The sequence below is a fragment of the Micromonospora sp. NPDC005206 genome (genome assembly GCF_040608175.1).
Taxonomy (GTDB): domain Bacteria; phylum Actinomycetota; class Actinomycetes; order Mycobacteriales; family Micromonosporaceae; genus Micromonospora.
Window position 1 is genome coordinate 373,506 of the sequence record NZ_JBEXHU010000001.1, and the last position, 15,165, is coordinate 388,670.

The following is a 15,165-nucleotide window of genomic DNA, read 5'->3' on the forward strand; positions in this document are numbered from 1 at the left end:
TTTCTCGGTCCGGTTCTCAATCGAACTTCGGTGGTGGTGGGGCGCCCGGCCGAGGCCGGACAGGGACAGCTCAGGAAGGCCGGGCCGGCCACCGGGCCAGCAGTGCCCGGCCGAGACGCGACAGCAGACCCTGCACGCCGCCGGGTGCGGCGATCATGACGACGATCAGGGTCACTCCGAAGATCGCCAGCGGGAGGTTGCCCTCCAGCCGCTGCGCCACCGCGGGCGAGAGTGTGAACAGCTCGGTCACGGAGTGGGTGAGATCGGGCAGGGCGACGAGCAGGACGGCGCCCCACAGTGCACCGGTGAGGCGGCCCAGACCGCCGATCACCACGGCCATCAGCAGGAAGAGCGACAGGGTCAGCGAGAACGCGCCGGGCGAGACGCTCTGCGCGAGCACCGCCAGCAGGGCACCGCCGAGGCCGGCGGTGGCGGCGCTGACCACGAACGCGAGGACCTGGGTGCGGGCCACGTGGATGCCGGCGAGACGGGCGGCCACCTCGTCGTCGCGGACCGCCCGGAAGGTGCGCCCGAAACGACTCCGGATGAGATTGGCCAGCAGCAACAGGGCCAGCAGGGTGGCCGCGCCGGCCAGCCAGAGCTGCCACCGCTCATAGGGGAAGAAGGGGCCGAGCGACACCGGCGGCGGCTCCACCGGCACCGACAGCCCCTGCTCACCGTTGAAGACGCCGTCGAAGGTGACGGCGAGCGCCGGGACGACGACGGCCACGGCGAGGGTGACCCCGGCCAGGTAGGGGCCGCGCAGCCGGGCCGCGGCGACGCCGACCACCGCGCCGACAACGACCGTGCTGAGGATCGCCGCACCGAGCGAGAGCGGCAGCAGCCAACCACCCGTCATCCCCCGATCGGCGAACGCGTTCTGGCAGAAGGCCACGGTGTACGCGCCGGTCGCCATCAACGCGCCGTGCCCGAGCGAGAGCTGGCCGTTGAGCCCGGTGAGGAGGGTCAGCCCGGCGGTGGCGCAGAGGTAGGCCGCCACGGTGGCGAGCTGGAAGTTGCGGAACGGCTCGACGGCGTAGCTGACCCCGACCAGCAGCAGCCCGGCGGCGAGCGTGAAGGCGAGGTGGCGCAGCAGGGTGGAGCCGCGTCGCCGGTCGACCGGACGCTCGCCGGCGTCGGCCAGCGCCCGCTTGCGCGGCAGGGCCGCCCGGGTGGCGCTCACACCCGCCTCGCCGCGACCGGGGCGAACAGCCCACCGGGCCGGACCAGCAGCACCGCCAGCAGCAGGACCAGCACCGCCAGCGGGGTGAGGTCGCTGCCGGCATAGCCGCTGACATAGGAGAGCAGCAGCCCCACCACGAGGCCGCCGACGACCGCCCCTGGTGGACTGTCCAGGCCGCCGACCACCGCCGCGGTGAACGCCGAGACGAAGACCAGGTCCATCGCGTGCGGGTGCAGCCCGAGCTCGGTGGGGATGACCAGCATCGCGGCCAGCGCGCCCACGCCGGAGGCGAGCGCCCAGCCGAGGGTCAGCATGCCGCCGACGTTGACCCCGAGCAGGCGGGAAACCTCGGGAGCGAAGGCCGCCGCGCGCATCCGCAGCCCGACCGGGGTCCGGGCGAACATCCAGGCCAGCGCGCAGACCACCACCCCGATCGTCGCGAAGACGAACAGGTCGTACGGCGAGAGCACGGCGACCCCGCCCAGGCTGAGAGCGGACCGGCTGAACGGCGCCTCGGCCGGCCGGAACTCACTGCCGTACACCATGCCCAGGACGGCCTGGATCAGCAGCACCAGCCCGAGCGCGACGATCACCGGGTTGAGCGGTGACGTGTGGTCGACGAAGCGCATCACGGCGCGGTCGACCAGCGCGCCGAGCAGCAGCCCGGCGACGATCGCGACCACGAAACCCAGCCAGTACGACCCGGTATGCGCGGACACGGTGTAGGCGACGTACGCGGCGGCGACGGCCATCGCCCCCTGGGCGAAGTTGACGACCCGCGCCGCCCGCCAGATGAGCACCAGGGCCAGCGCGAACGCGGCGTACACCGCGCCCCGGGACAGGCCGTCGACGGTGAGGAAGACGAAGCGGTCCAACAGTCCTCCCTCCTGGGGACGAGGTGATGGTCAGAAACCGAGGTACGCGTGCCGTAGGTCGGTGTCGTCGCGGAGCGTGGCGGCCGGGGCGGCGGTCACCACCCGGCCGAGGGACATCACCACGCCCTGGTCGGCGACGGCGAGCGCGCTGCGCACGTTCTGCTCGACCAGCAGCACGGTCAGGCCGGTCTGGTCGCGCAGTTGACGCAGCAGAGCCATCGTCCGGGCGACCACCCGAGGCGCCAGGCCGAGCGACGGCTCGTCGAGCAGCAGCAGGCTGGGCCGGCCGACCAGCGCCCGACCGAGCGCGAGCATCTGCCGTTCCCCACCGGAGAGCTGGTGGCCGAGGTGCCGACGGCGCCGGGCCAGCGGCTCGAAGAGCTGATAGACCTCGTCGAGAGCGCGGCCGGCGTCGGCCCGGTCGCGGCGCCACAGCCCGCCGAGCCGCAGGTTCTCGTCGACGGTGAGTTCGCTGATCACGCCCCGCCCCTCCGGCACGTGCGCCATGCCGCGCCGGGCGAGCTGCTCCACGGGCGTGCCGCGCAGGTCCTCCCCGGCGAGGACGACCTGCCCGGATGTCGGACGGATCATGCCGGAGAGCGCGCGCAGCAGGGTGGTCTTGCCGGCGCCGTTCGCCCCGACGACCGCGGCGATCGTGCCGGCCGGAACGGTGAGATCGACCGCCTGCAGCACGGGCGCGGCACCGTAGCCGGCCACCAACCCGCGCACCACGAGCAGGTCGGAGGCACTCCCCGCACCGTCTTTCGTTCGCGACTGCGGGGCTCGCAAACCCGGCTCACTCCTCGCGCTCACGTGGTGACCTCGTCGACGGCGGCTCCGAGATAGGCGTCGGTGACCGCCGGGTCGTCGCGGATCTCGTCGGGTGTGCCGGCGGCGATCACCCGGCCGAAGTCCAGCACCACGATCTCGTCGCAGACGGCCATCACCAGGTCCATGTGGTGCTCGACCAGCAGCACCGCGCAGGGGTCGGCGTCCCGCCGGGGCAGCTGCCGGACCAGCTCCGCCAGCTCGGTGATGTCGTCGGGCCCGAGGCCACCGGCGGGTTCGTCGAGCAGAAGCAGCCGGGGTCGGGCGGCGAGCGCGCGGGCCAGGGCGACCCGCTGGCGTACGGCGAAGGGCAGCGTGGTCGGCGCGGCGTCGGCGTGCCCGGCGATGCCCAGGCCGTCCAGGATGTCCAGGGCGTGCTGGCGCAGCCGCCGCTCGTCGCGGTCGCTGCTGGGCAGGCCGAGCAGCGCCGGGACGAAACCGGCCCGCGCGGTGTGCGAGGCGCCGGTCATCACGTTCTCCAGCACGGTGAGCCCGGCGAAGAGGCCGGTTCCCTGCAGGGTCCGGGCGATGCCGAGCCGGGTCAGCCGGTGCGGCCGTGGCCGCAGCGGTCGGCCGTCGAGGGTGAGCGATCCCGTCTCCGGCGCGACGAAGCCGCAGATCACGTTGAACAGCGTGGTCTTGCCGGCGCCGTTGGGCCCGATGACGCCCACCACCTGGTTGGGTGCCACCCGCAGCGAGACGTCGTCGAGGGCGGTGAGGCCGCCGAAACGTACGCCGATGTGGTGCAGTTCGAGACCGCGATCCATCACCCATCCCTCTGTTGTGGCGGGTGTTATTTACACTCGCAGTGTACGTTTCTCGGGTACCGCGTCAAGACCTTCAATGCCCCCTGTCGCCGGCACGCGGACGGGGCGGCCGCCACCGGCGACCGCCCCGGGATCGCGATCAGGAACTGGGGCAGGTGTTGCGGTACTCCTGGATCTGCGAGCCGCTCGGGCCGGGGCAGAGGAACTGCTCGTAGCGGGTGTCGTTGTCGACGAACCGCTTCAGCCAGGCGACCATCTGCCGTGCGGTCGGGGTGTTCACCGTCTGCGGGAAGAAGTGGCTCGCCCCGTTCAGCTCCAGGTACGCCTTCTCGGCGGACGCCGGGATGCTGTTGTAGAAGGGCTCCGAGTGCGACGAGACCGGCGCGACGGTGTCGCTCTCGCCGCCGATGATCAGCGTGGGCACCCGGAGCTCGGACCAGCTCTTGTCGGTGTTCCACGGCGAGCGGCACCGCGGCCTGCAGCGACGGCCGTGCCGACGCCGCCTCCAGGCTCCCGCCGCCGCCCATCGAGTGGCCGGCCACCGCGAGTCGACTGCTGTCGATCCGGGTACGCACCGAGCTGCGCTCGACCAGGTAGTCCAACGCGGCGAGCAGTTGCCGGCCGCGGCTGTCCGGCTGGTCCAGCCGGGTGTTGGTCTCGATGCCGATCACCACGAAGCCGTGCGAGGCGAGCCGTGGCCCGAGCCAGCTGATGCTGGACCACGCGGCGGTGAAGCCCGGCGAGATCGCGATGGCGCCGAAGGTGCCCTCGCTGGTGCTGGTCGGATAGTAGATGACGCCGCCGCCGAAGCCGGTCATGCTCAGCGAGGACACGTTCTGCGAGGACGTGGCGAACGGACCGCGGCTGGCCTCCAGGATCGCGGTGGTCGGGGCCGGGCCCCGCTCGTACGGGTTCTCCGCCGCCTGCACGGCGCCGGAGGGTCCGGCCAGGACGCCGCCGGCGACCAGGGCGGCGGCCAGCGCGAGCCGAACGGCTCGGACGGCCATGGAACGGGGACGGGTGGTGGTTGGTGACGACACGTCGGGCACTCCCTAGAGTCGAGGGATATCGACGTGCGTCAGTTTTGGCGTCACCACCCGGTCCCCGCATCGGTGAAATCACCAGTCCCGGCGGTGGGCCCGCCAGCGAGCCCGGCGCGACCACCGCGACGCCGTGCTCACCGTCGGCGTCCGCACCCGGGTGACCGGGGTGCGGACATTCGCGGCGTTTTGACCACCTGACCTGGGGCTTAACCGGACGCCGACGATCTTCTTCGCGGAGACCGAGCAGGTCGCCTTCCACCTCGGCCACCTCCCGCCGGGCATCGACGTCACGAACGACCCGCTGCTGCAGGGCCGGCTGTTCTCGTACGTCGACACGCAGCTCACCCGGCTGGGCGGGCCCAACTTCCCCCAGGTCCCGATCAATCGTCCGCACGCCGCGGTCAACGACATGTTGCGCGACGGCTTCCACCAGCACGCCGTCCACGCGGGGGTCGCGCCGTACCGGCCGAACTCACTCGACGGCGGCAACCCCTTCCCCGCGGGCGACGAGGACCACGCGTTCCTCGACGTGCCGGTGCGGGTCGCGGAGGCACCGAAGGTCCGCGCGAACCCCGTCTCGTTCGACGACCACTTCAGCCAGGCACGCCTGTTCTGGCTGAGCATGTCGCCGGTGGAGAAGGAGCACATCATCCGCGCCTACACCTTCGAGCTCGGCAAGTGCTACCACCAGGCGATCAAGGAACGTCAGCTCCGGTGCCTCGCCAACATCGATCCGGTGCTGTGCGCGCAGGTCGCCACCGGTCTGGGCCTGCCCGCGCCGGCGCCGACCGTGCCGCTCGCCGACGTCGCCCCGAGCCCCGCGCTGTCGCAGGTCGGCGGGGAGTGGCCGGCCGACGGCCGCACGATCGGAATCGTCGTCGACCCCGACACCGACCTCGACGGTGTCGACCAGGTATGCGAAGCCGTCTTCGCGGCCGGGATGGTGCCGCTCCTCGTCGCCCCGCACGGTGGCACGGTGGGTCACCTGCCCGTCCAGCGCACCTTCGCCACAGGTCGATCTGTCGAGTTCGACGCGCTCCTGCTGGCCGGCGCACCGGTGCCCGCCCCGGATGCGCTTCCCGCCCGCGACGAGAGGGCGGGTACGACGGACCGAGCCTCCGTGGACCCCCGCGTGCTGCTCCTCGTTCAGGAGTGCTGGCGGCACGCCAAGGCGGTCGGCGCCTGGGACGGCGGCGTCAGCGTGTTGGAGCAGGCGGGCGTGACCGGCACTCCCGGCGTCGTCTCGGCCGGCTCCGGAGTCGAGGCCCTGACCGCGGTGCAGCGGTTGATGGCTGCGCACCGGGTGTGGGAACGGTTCCCCGCCTCGGTCGCCTGACACGACAAAGCACTGCCGAGGGCTGTCCTCCGGTTCTCCAGGAGGTCAGCTCTCGGCAGCACGGTTCACCCGGCGTTGTCGGGGCTTCTGTTCACAGTGCCCGTGCCAGCGCAACGGCGTCAGCCGATGTCGGCCAGCCGGGGCAGCACCTCGTCGCCGAGCCGTTGGGCGAACTCCACCGGGTGGCGATCTGGCGTGACCTGCACCTCGCTGACGCCGAGCGCGGCGTACGAGGACACCTCGGCGAGGAACGCGTCGACGTCGGCCAGGGGCGGCCGGTGGGCGACGACCGTCTTCTCGATGGTGTCGTAGTCGCGGCCCTCCGCGGCGCAGTGCCCCCGCAGCACGTCCAGCTTCCGCGCCACGTCGTCGGCGCCGGCGGCCGTGCCGAACAGGTTGCAGGCGTCGGCGTACCGGGCGACCAGGAGCAGGGTCTTCTTCTCGCCGCCGCCGCCGATCATGATGGGCGGGTGCGGACGGCTCAACGGCTGCGGCGAGTTGATCGTCTCGGCGAGCTGGTAGTGCCGCCCCGCGAACGGCCCGTTGTCGTCACTCCACATCTGCTGGACGATGCGCAGCGTCTCCTCCAGCCGCTCGAACCGCTCGGCCACCGGCACCACGGGCACGCCCAACCCGCGCTGCTCCCGCTCGTACCAGGACGCGCCGATGCCCAGCCGGGCCCGGCCGCCGGAGAGCACGTCGAGCGTCGTCACGGTCTTGGCGAGCAGCCCCGGGTACCGGTACATCACGCCGGTGACCAGCACGCCCAGCGTCATCCGCTGGGTCTTGGCCGCGACGAAGCCCAGCGTGGTGTACGCCTCCAGCATCGGCTCCTCGGCCGGGGCCACGGCCTCCATCTGGAAGAAGTGGTCCATGACCGTGAAGGACGCGACGCCGGCCTGCTCGGCGGTGGTCGCCGCCTCGGTCAGGGTCGGTGCGATCGCCCCCGCCTCGGCCGGGGTCGAGTAACTCCAGTAGTGCAGTCCGAGTTTCATGCCTCGCGACACCTCCGGAACCAAGCCTAGTGGTCCTGGACGCCAGCGACGGGCCTGTTGATCGACAACGGCGGCGAGTCCGCCCCCGCGGGCAGCGGATCGCGACGGACGCCAGCGGCGGGTTCCATTACCGGTTCATGACAGTTCGCGGATCACTCCGGGATATCCGGCTGACACCTTCGGTCGGGTGATCCGACAGCCGACATCCACCGACGCCCGGCCCCCCGAGCACGAGCCCGACGTGACGCACGTCCGGTTCCGTCACCGGAGGCACCGGACGCTGTCCGGCCCCGCAGCGGGACGGCCACGCCGAGCGGAGTGGGCCGACGCCGCGAAGGGCGTCTGCATCATCCTGGTCGTCCTGTGGCACGTCGTCGTCAAGGACTACCTGCAGATCGACTGGCACATCGGCGTACCGGTGCCGGGCCTGTGGGGGGCGCTGGGTGAGCAGTTCCTGCCGCTGCGGATGCCGCTGTTCTTCACCATCTCCGGCGTCTTCGCGGCGAACGCCGTCCAGCGGCCCTGGCGGGTCGTCGCCCGCGGCCGGATCGCGGGGTTCCTCTACCTGTACGCCGTCTGGCTGCTGATCCACACCGCGGTCCTCGCCGCGGCCCCGGACTTCCCGACCGACCGGGCCACGTCCGCCCTCGGTCTGCTGGAACAGCTCACCATCACGCCCTCCAACCTCTGGTACCTGTACGCCCTGGCGCTCTACTTCACGCTCGCCAAGGCTGTTCGCCGGGTCTCCCGCGTGCTGGTTCTGGCGCCCGCCGCGGTGCTGTCCGCCGTCGCCGCCGCCGGGCTGCTCGACACGCCGGGCAACCGCGCCGGCCTGTACCAGAACCTGGTCTTCTTTCTCGCCGGCCTGTACCTGCGACCGCAGATCGAACGGTGGGCGGCCACCGCCACCGGGCGCCGACTCGCGGTGACCTCGGGCGCGTACGTCCTCGTGCTCGCCGCGATGGCGGCGGTCGGCGCGCAGCAGTGGTTCGGCGTGTGGCCGGTGGTCTCCGTCGTGGCGGTCGCCTTCGGCGTCACCGCCGCCGCCCGGCTGGGCCGCTGGCCGGCCGTCAGCAACCGGCTCGCCACCCTCGGCCGCATCACCCTGCCCATCTACGTCATCCACATGCCGGTGCTGGCGCTGCTGCACCGGCTGCTGCTCGGGCCGATCTCCGGGCTGGACCAGGTCGGTCAGGGACTGCTCGTGCTCGGGTACCCGGTCCTGCTGACCGGGCTCGTGATCGGCGTGAGCCTGGCCGTCCACCGGGGGCTCCTGGCGCTGCACGCACGCTGGCTGTTCGCCCTTCCCGGCGTCCGGCGGGTGGAGGCGGCCGGATGAGCGCCCTCGGCGAGGCGGTGGTCGACCTCGACGCGATCGCCAGCAACGTACGGATGCTCGCGTCGGTCACCGGCACCGAGCTGATGGCCGTGGTGAAGGCGGACGGGTTCGGCCATGGGGCGGTGCCGGTCGCGCGGGCCGCGCTGCGTGCCGGCGCGAGCTGGCTGGGTGTGACCTCGGCGTCCGAGGCGCTGGCGCTGCGGTCGGCGGGCATCACCGCGCCCACGCTGAGCTGGCTGCACCGCCCCGACGACGACTTCGACCGGTTGATCGCCGCCGGCGTCGACGTCGGCGTGTCGACCACGATCCACCTGCACGCTGTCGCCGACGCCGCCCACCGACTCGGCGTGCCGGCGACGGTGCAGCTCAAGGCGGACACCGGGCTGTCCCGCAACGGCGCCGCGGGCGACGACTGGCCCGAGCTGGTCGGCTGGGCCCGCAAGTACGAGGTGGAGGGCGGGGTTCGGGTGCGCGGCGTGTGGTCACACCTGACCGACGCCGACGTACCGGGCAGCCCCGGGCTCGCCCGGCAGGTGGCGGTCTTCGATGAGGCGCTACGGGTCGCCCGGTCCGCCGGCCTCGACCCGGACCTGGTGCACCTGGCGAACTCGGCCGCCGCGCTGGCGGCGCCCCGGACCCGCTTCGACCTCTGCCGGATCGGGCTCGCGCTGTACGGCGTGGATCCGTTCGGCGGGACCGGGCCGGGCCAGGTCGGACTACGCGCCGCCATGACGCTGCGCACGACCGTGGTCAACGTGAAGCGGGTACCGGCCGGCACCGCGGTCTCCTACGGACCCGAGTACGTGACCGGCGCGCCGACCACCCTGGCCCTGCTGCCGCTCGGCTACGCAGACGGCCTGACCCGGGCCGCCGAGGGCCGCGCCGAGGTGTGGCTTGCCGGCCGGCGTCGCCCGATCGTCGGTCGCATCGCGATGGACCAGTGCGTCATCGACGCCGGCGACCTTCCCGTGGCCATCGGGGACCCGGTCGTGGTGTTCGGCCCCGACCGGGGCGACCACGCCCCACCGACGGTCGCCGAGTGGGCGCGGTGGGCCGGCACGAACCCGCACGAGATCCTGACCGGTGTCGGGGCCCGGGTGGCCCGCGACCACCTCCACGAAAGGGCGGCAACGTCATGACGATCCGACTGGCAGTGCTCTACGGCGGACAGAGCGGCGAGCACGAGGTGTCCCGCCGCTCGGCGGAGAGCATCCTCGCCGGCCTGGACCGGGAGAGGTACCGGGTCACCGAGGTGCTCATCGGTCGGGACGGCGGATGGCACGTCGACGGCCGTCCGATGCCACTCCCCCTGGCGCTGCGCGTGTTGCGCGCCCAGGACGTGGTGTTCCCGGCCCTGCACGGCCCGTACGGCGAGGACGGCACCGTCGCGTCGCTGCTGGAATGGCTCGGGGTGCCGTACGTCGGCAACGGTGTCTTCGCCAGCGCGGCCGGCATGGACAAGGGCGTCACCAAGAGACTGCTCGCCGCGGAGGGCCTGCGGGTCAGCCCCGGGGTGACCCTGCGTCCCGGCGAGGAGCTGTCCCCGGCCGAGCAGCGGAGGCTGGGCCTGCCGGTGTTCGTCAAGCCCGCCCGGGCCGGCTCCAGCCTGGGCGTGGTCAGGGTGACCGACTGGGCGGGACTTCCCGCCGCGCTGCGGCAGGCGCGGGAGATCGACCCGAAGGTGCTCGTCGAGCAGGGGGCGCGCGGACGGGAGATCGACGTGGCCGTCCTGCAGCATCCCGACGGCCGGGTGCAGGCCGGTCCGCCCCTGGAGATACGGGTGACCGGTGCCGGCTTCTTCGACTACGACGCGAAGTACGACGGCGGGGCGGTCTTCCAGATCCCCGCCGCGCTCGACCCGGCCACCACCCAGGTGCTCCAGGACCGCGCGATCCGCGCCTTCCACGCCCTCGACTGCCGCGGGCTGCTCCGCGTCGACTTCTTCCTACCCACGCAGGGGTTCGCCGAGCCGATCGTGAACGAGGTGAACACCTTTCCCGGATTCACCACCGCCTCGCAGTTCCCCCAGATCTGGCAGCAGGCCGGGATCGGGTTCGCCACCCTGCTCGACATCCTGATCTCCGGCGCGCTGGCCAACCAGGCTCGGATCCGGTCCGGTGGGTTGCCCCGGCCGGCACGGGCGGTGGACCTGGTCTGAGCGGCCGTCGCCCCGGTCACTTGATCGGACAGGGCCGGGGCGGCCGGGCGCCGTCCGGCCCGGCGATGGTGACCGGGGAGAAGCTGTTTCCCTGGCCGGTGAGCGCCACGGCACCGGCCAGGGTGCAGATGATCTGGTCGGCCGCGGCCGCCGACAGCGGCAGCACGGCACCCGTCATCGTCACCGTGACGCCGGATCCGTCGGCGTTCGACGTCACCGGGGAGGCCGGGACCAGGCCGGCCGGCACCTCGCTGACGAGGCCCTGACTCCGTTCCGACTCGTCCGGACCCGCCGCCAGCATGCCGAGCGTCTTCTCGGGCGACGAGGAGATGCTCCCCTTGGTCTCCCGGATGACCAGCGCGGGTCGTCCGTGCGAGAGCAGGTAGAGGTCGACGCCCCCGGCTGCGCCGGTGGTCGCGGAGCGGCCGGTGATGACGTCGCTGGGCCGGACCCCGCAGCCCATCACCAGCAGCGTGAGCAGGAGCCCGCCGGCGAGCAACGCCCGGCCCGCCCGGCGGCCGGTCACCGTACGCCTCCGGCGTCCGCCGCGTCCGTGGCCACGCGCGGCAGCCGGAGCGTGAACACCGCGCCGCCCGTCGGACCGTTGCCCGCGACGAGACTTCCGGGCTGCCCGGCGTGCTGGTGCAGGCGCGCGTTCTCCCACGCGATGGCGAGGCCGAGGCCGCTGCCCTCCGAGCGGGTCCGGGCGGTGTCCGCCTTGTAGAAGCGGTCGAAGACGTGCGGCAGCACCTCCGGGTCCAGGCCCGGCCCCTGGTCGCGGACCTCGATCGTGATCCAGTCCGGCTCGGCGCGCAGGCGCACGGACACCGGCTCGGCGCCGTGCCGGAACGCGTTGCCGACCAGGTTGGCGACGATGACGTCCAGCCGGCGGGGGTCCAGGCGGGCGAAGACTCCGGACGGCAGCTCCGCCCGCACCCGATCGGCCCAGCGCCGGACCCGGAGGGTCGCGGTCACCGCCGCGGCCACGTCGATGTCGTCGAGGGCGAGCCGCGCGGTGCCGGAGTCGAACCTGCTGACCTCGATGAGGTCGTTGACCAGCTGGGTGAGGTTCTGCGTCTCCTGACTGACGAGCCGGGCGGCCCGGCCGGCATCCCCGGGCAGCCGGTCCGCCTCCTCGTCGAGCACGTCGGTGACCGCCGTCATCGCGGCCAGTGGCGTGCGGAGCTCGTGCGACACGTCGGCCACGAAGCGTCGGGCGTCGGCCTCCATCCGCCGCAGCTCACCGACCTGCCGCTCCAGCGTCCCCGCGGTGTCGTTGAAGGTCCGCGCCACGTCGGCCAACTCGTCGACGCCCCGCACCGCCAGCCGGGTGGTCAGGTCGCCCTCACCGAGCCGGCGCGCCGCCCGGCCCAGCTCGCGGACCGGGCGCAGCACCCCCCGGGCGGCCAGCAGGGCCAGCAGGACCGCGAGGACCAGCGAGAGTCCGCCGGTCAGCCACGCCAGGGTGGCGAGCCGGTCGATGCTCCGCTGTTCGGAGGCGAGGCTGCGCACCGAGTAGACCTCCACGCCGGACGGCACGGGCGTGCGGTCGGGCCGGTCGATCTTCAGCTGGGTCCCGATGAGCAGCACGGGTTCTCCGCCTCGCGAGACGCGTTGCCAGGCGATGACGCCATCCCCGACCGCCTGCCGCAGCTCCGGGGTGAGCGGCTCGGGCACCTGAGCGCCCTGCGCCCGCATGTCACCGTAGAGGACCACCGCGTACCCCTCCCGGTCGGAGAGGAGCTGGGCCATCGTGTCGAGTTCCCCCTGGGACGGCGGGAGTCGGCGTACCGGGTAGGCCTGCCTGAGCTGATCGGTCAGCGACGCCACCGCGGCGTCCTGCGCCTGCTGGAGGATGACCGTCCGGGCCTGGAAGTAGCTTCCGCTGGCCACCACCGCCGTGGTGGTCACGCCCAGCAACGCGAAGGCCAGCAGCAGCCGGACCCGCAGGCCCGACGCTCGGCCACCGGTCCAGCGCCACGGCGTCACAGCGGCCCGAACCGGTACCCGAAACCGCGGACCGTCTGGATGAAGACCGGCGCCGACGAGTCGTCCTCGATCTTGGCGCGCAGCCTCTGCACGCAGGCGTCCACCAGCCGCGAGTCGCCGAGGTAACCGTGCTCCCACACGGCCTCCAGCAGTTGCTGACGGCTCAGCACCTGGCCCGGAGTCTGCGCGAGCTCGAGCAGCAGGCGCAGCTCCGTCGGGGCGAGGCTGACCGGCAGCCCTTCCTTGCTGACCACGAGCGCGGCCCGGTCGATGGTGAGGGCACCGTGCTGTTCCAGGCCGGACCGCTCGCCGCCGGTGCGCCGCGACTCGCCAGCGGTCCGCCGCAGCACCGCCCGGATCCGCGCCTCGAGCACCCGGGCCTGCACGGGCTTGACCACGTAGTCGTCGGCGCCGGCTTCCAGCCCCGCCACCACGTCCATGTCGTCGTTGCGGGCGGTGAGCATGATGATCGGAAGGTCGCCGAGCTGCCGGATTCGGCGACAGACCTCGAACCCGTCCATTCCGGGCAGCATGAGATCGAGGACCACGACGTCAGACGAGGCCACCCGCAGCCGCGCCAACCCCTGCTCACCGGTGGCCACGGCGTCGACGGTGTGGCCCTGTCGGGTGAGCGCCAGTTGCAACCCGTCGCGCACCGTCTGGTGGTCTTCGATCAGCAGGACCTGGGACATGTCGTCAAGTATCCCATCATGAATATATTTAGCGTTCGGTCGATGGCCGGGCGGTAGCGTCTCACCCCTGCGGGGCCCCGCCGTCCCGGCTGGTCGCCGTCGCGCGCCGCTGGGCGCGCTGCCACAGGCGGGGCGGGACGACGAACTCCGCCGACCGCACCAGGAACACCACCGAGCCCACCGCCACCATCGTCGCCGCGGTCTCCGCCACGATGGCGACCAGCAGCCCGGACTGCACCGATGCGGCCAGACCGGGCAGCACCACCAGAAGCACCCAGAGCAGCACGGCCAGCCCCACCGCTCCCCCGACCAGCCCGCGCCCCACCGCGCCGCCCGGTTCGCGGCGCGGACCGGCGCCCGGACCGGCGTCACCGCGCCGACCCGCCAACGCCGCCGCGGCCAGGCAGAACAGCGTCACACCCAGCAGGACGCCACCGAGAGCGTCACTGAACCGGTGCCAGCCAGCGATCATGGTGGCCGAGGCGATCACCGAGACACCTGCCGCGCCCGGCACCGCCAGCCAGCCTCGGGCCCACCCGGGCACGACCAGCATGAACGCCAGCAGCAGGGCCGTCGCGGCCGAGACGTGACCACTGGGGAAGCTGTTGTGGGTGCTGGAGCTGACGATCTGGAAGTCCGGGCGGGCAAGGGCCGACTTCGCCGCGCCGGCCACCACCACCGCGCAGAGGACCATGCCGACGCCCACCACTCCCGCCAGCAGCCGTCGGCAGAGCACTCCCACCAGCAGCACCGTGCCGAGCATGGCGGCCAGCAGCGTCGGGCTGCCGAAGGTGGCCAGCACCGTCCGGGCCGGACCCACCAGGACGGTCTGCTGCTCGTAGCCCCCGCCCCGCTCGGCACGCGGCAGGAGCAGACCGTCCAGCCACTGACCGGGGTGGGTGCGCACGAACACGGCGTAGGTGAGGCCCAGGGCGAGCAGGTGGCCGACGGCCGCCCCGAGCAGCAGCCGGCCCAGCGGCGCGGCTGCGCGGACATGTGGCAGCGGTGGCGCCGGCCGCGGGGCGGGCGCCGACCGTCCGATGTATGACGATCCGAGGGACATACCGGCCATCGTCGTGCCGCCAGATCCGGACGCCGTCCGCGGATTGTCTTCGTTCTGTCACAGTTCCCGGCCCGGGCCGGCGGAGAACGGGTGGACCGCGCCGGGCACGCCGACCGGCCAGCGGACGCCGCAACGCGTCGATTTCCCAAATTCACCAGCAAACCCGGCCAAGTCATCTCGAATGACTTATGCAAAGCGTGAAGGGTCATTCATATGCTTGCATGCAACTATGTTTTACCCTGCCGAGACGCAATACCACTAAGGTCAGGACGCCGATCAAGCAATGTTTCGGTCGGCGGTGCGAAAACCATCCGGAGCACGTTGGGGAACCGGAAGGGGTTGGGGAAAATGCAGGGGATTCCGGTCGCCTCCCTGGTCATCGGCATCGCGTCCTCGCCGGCCGAGCGCAGGCAACTGGCCCGGCTGCTTGGCGGGAGTGACGCCTTCCTGATCGTCTCGAATGTCGATCAGGCGCGGGAGTTTCTCGGGGTGGTCGAGATGCCGGCCGCCGCCACGGTGATACCCACCGCCCAGAGCGTGGTGCCCGACGTGGCGCAGAGCCCGCAGGCGCCGCCACCGCCGGACCTGGCCGTCGATTCCGACCGCCGGGTGCTGCGGTGGCGCGACCGGGAGATCGACCTGACCCGGTTGGAGCATGACGTCCTGCTCTGCCTGGTCGACGCGCCCGGGCAGGTCTGGACCTACGAGCGACTGCATCTCGAGGTCTGGGGCAACCGGCACCTCGGCCGCGGCTCGGACATCCACTCCGTGATCCGCCGGGTACGCCGCAAACTCGTCCGGCTCAACGCCGCGGCGACGATCCACGCGGTCCGCGGCGTCGGCTTCCGGCTCGCCCCGGTCTGACCGCCGACGAACATGGTCCGGCCCGCCTGGTCA

General features: G+C 72.6%; 14 protein-coding genes and 2 pseudogenes. 6 read left to right on the forward strand and 10 right to left on the reverse strand.

Annotated elements, in window-relative coordinates:
• Positions 1-70: 70 nt before the first annotated feature.
• From ABZU69_RS01770 to ABZU69_RS01790, 5 genes and pseudogenes are all read right to left on the reverse strand, one after another.
• Positions 71-1,183: a branched-chain amino acid ABC transporter permease gene (locus tag ABZU69_RS01770; RefSeq protein ID WP_354962504.1), complete on the reverse strand. Its 1,113-nt coding sequence runs from the start codon at positions 1,181-1,183 to the stop codon at positions 71-73.
• A complete protein-coding gene (locus tag ABZU69_RS01775) occupies positions 1,180-2,058 on the reverse strand; it encodes a branched-chain amino acid ABC transporter permease (protein ID WP_354962505.1) in 879 nt (292 codons plus the stop codon). Before ABZU69_RS01775 ends, ABZU69_RS01770 begins: the two co-directional genes overlap by 4 nt.
• 30 nt (positions 2,059-2,088) lie before the next feature.
• Positions 2,089-2,796, reverse strand: coding sequence for an ABC transporter ATP-binding protein (locus ABZU69_RS01780; RefSeq protein WP_354962593.1), 708 nt, complete (start codon positions 2,794-2,796; stop codon positions 2,089-2,091).
• A 71-nt stretch (positions 2,797-2,867) separates the two neighbouring features.
• The gene (locus ABZU69_RS01785) at positions 2,868-3,653 is read right to left on the reverse strand and encodes an ATP-binding cassette domain-containing protein (RefSeq protein ID WP_354962506.1); all 786 of its coding nucleotides are present in this window, start codon (positions 3,651-3,653) and stop codon (positions 2,868-2,870) included.
• 139 nt (positions 3,654-3,792) lie between these two features.
• Positions 3,793-4,486, reverse strand: a pseudogene (locus ABZU69_RS01790) (alpha/beta hydrolase).
• Here ABZU69_RS01790 and ABZU69_RS01795 point away from each other — a divergent pair.
• The gene (locus tag ABZU69_RS01795) at positions 4,446-4,709 is read left to right on the forward strand and encodes a hypothetical protein (protein ID WP_354962595.1); all 264 of its coding nucleotides are present in this window, start codon (positions 4,446-4,448) and stop codon (positions 4,707-4,709) included. The pseudogene ABZU69_RS01790 and the gene ABZU69_RS01795 overlap by 41 nt on opposite strands.
• A gap of 192 nt (positions 4,710-4,901) precedes the next feature.
• Positions 4,902-6,032: pseudogene (locus tag ABZU69_RS01800) on the forward strand (catalase); the annotation flags it as partial.
• Positions 6,033-6,151: 119 nt separating this feature from the next.
• Here the strand turns inward: ABZU69_RS01800 and ABZU69_RS01805 are convergent.
• Positions 6,152-7,027: an LLM class F420-dependent oxidoreductase gene (locus ABZU69_RS01805; protein WP_354962507.1), complete on the reverse strand. Its 876-nt coding sequence runs from the start codon at positions 7,025-7,027 to the stop codon at positions 6,152-6,154.
• 187 nt (positions 7,028-7,214) lie between these two features.
• Between ABZU69_RS01805 and ABZU69_RS01810 the strand changes: the two genes are divergently transcribed.
• The 3 genes from ABZU69_RS01810 to ABZU69_RS01820 are packed head-to-tail and all read left to right on the forward strand — an operon-like array spanning position 7,215 to position 10,524.
• Positions 7,215-8,366, forward strand: coding sequence for an acyltransferase (locus tag ABZU69_RS01810; protein ID WP_354962508.1), 1,152 nt, complete (start codon positions 7,215-7,217; stop codon positions 8,364-8,366).
• Entirely contained in the window at positions 8,363-9,505 is a 1,143-nt protein-coding gene (gene alr, locus ABZU69_RS01815; RefSeq protein WP_354962509.1) for an alanine racemase, read from the forward strand. Before ABZU69_RS01810 ends, alr begins: the two co-directional genes overlap by 4 nt.
• Positions 9,502-10,524, forward strand: coding sequence for a D-alanine--D-alanine ligase family protein (locus tag ABZU69_RS01820; RefSeq protein WP_354962510.1), 1,023 nt, complete (start codon positions 9,502-9,504; stop codon positions 10,522-10,524). Before alr ends, ABZU69_RS01820 begins: the two co-directional genes overlap by 4 nt.
• Before the next feature lie 16 nt (positions 10,525-10,540).
• On the opposite strand, the gene ABZU69_RS01825 is transcribed toward ABZU69_RS01820, so the two are convergent.
• The 4 genes from ABZU69_RS01825 to ABZU69_RS01840 all read right to left on the reverse strand — a co-directional run bounded on the left by ABZU69_RS01825 (position 10,541) and on the right by ABZU69_RS01840 (position 14,268).
• The gene (locus ABZU69_RS01825; RefSeq protein ID WP_354962511.1) at positions 10,541-11,050 is read right to left on the reverse strand and encodes a hypothetical protein; all 510 of its coding nucleotides are present in this window, start codon (positions 11,048-11,050) and stop codon (positions 10,541-10,543) included.
• Positions 11,047-12,513 (reverse strand): HAMP domain-containing sensor histidine kinase, encoded by a 1,467-nt coding sequence (locus tag ABZU69_RS01830; RefSeq protein ID WP_354962512.1) that lies wholly within the window; start codon positions 12,511-12,513, stop codon positions 11,047-11,049. The genes ABZU69_RS01825 and ABZU69_RS01830 overlap by 4 nt, the downstream gene beginning before the upstream one ends.
• A complete protein-coding gene (locus ABZU69_RS01835; protein WP_354962513.1) occupies positions 12,510-13,205 on the reverse strand; it encodes a response regulator transcription factor in 696 nt (231 codons plus the stop codon). The genes ABZU69_RS01830 and ABZU69_RS01835 overlap by 4 nt, the downstream gene beginning before the upstream one ends.
• A 61-nt stretch (positions 13,206-13,266) precedes the next feature.
• Positions 13,267-14,268, reverse strand: coding sequence for a phosphatase PAP2 family protein (locus ABZU69_RS01840; protein ID WP_354962514.1), 1,002 nt, complete (start codon positions 14,266-14,268; stop codon positions 13,267-13,269).
• Positions 14,269-14,616: 348 nt separating this feature from the next.
• Here ABZU69_RS01840 and ABZU69_RS01845 point away from each other — a divergent pair, with 348 nt between their 5' ends.
• Complete coding sequence (locus tag ABZU69_RS01845) at positions 14,617-15,132, forward strand: winged helix-turn-helix domain-containing protein (RefSeq protein ID WP_354962515.1); 516 nt, start codon at positions 14,617-14,619, stop codon at positions 15,130-15,132.
• The last annotated feature ends 33 nt before the right edge of the window (positions 15,133-15,165 follow it).

Bases quoted from the DNA above. Each gene is read 5' to 3' on its own strand.
- ABZU69_RS01820 (WP_354962510.1), top strand. From the start codon at position 9,502: ATGACGATCCGACTGGCAGTGCTCTACGGCGGACAGAGCGGCGAGCAC.
- ABZU69_RS01840 (WP_354962514.1), bottom strand. From the start codon at position 14,268: ATGTCCCTCGGATCGTCATACATCGGACGGTCGGCGCCCGCCCCGCGG.
- ABZU69_RS01835 (WP_354962513.1), bottom strand. From the start codon at position 13,205: ATGTCCCAGGTCCTGCTGATCGAAGACCACCAGACGGTGCGCGACGGG.
- alr (WP_354962509.1), top strand. From the start codon at position 8,363: ATGAGCGCCCTCGGCGAGGCGGTGGTCGACCTCGACGCGATCGCCAGC.
- ABZU69_RS01795 (WP_354962595.1), top strand. From the start codon at position 4,446: ATGACGCCGCCGCCGAAGCCGGTCATGCTCAGCGAGGACACGTTCTGC.
- ABZU69_RS01805 (WP_354962507.1), bottom strand. From the start codon at position 7,027: ATGAAACTCGGACTGCACTACTGGAGTTACTCGACCCCGGCCGAGGCG.
- ABZU69_RS01845 (WP_354962515.1), top strand. From the start codon at position 14,617: ATGCAGGGGATTCCGGTCGCCTCCCTGGTCATCGGCATCGCGTCCTCG.
- ABZU69_RS01785 (WP_354962506.1), bottom strand. From the start codon at position 3,653: ATGGATCGCGGTCTCGAACTGCACCACATCGGCGTACGTTTCGGCGGC.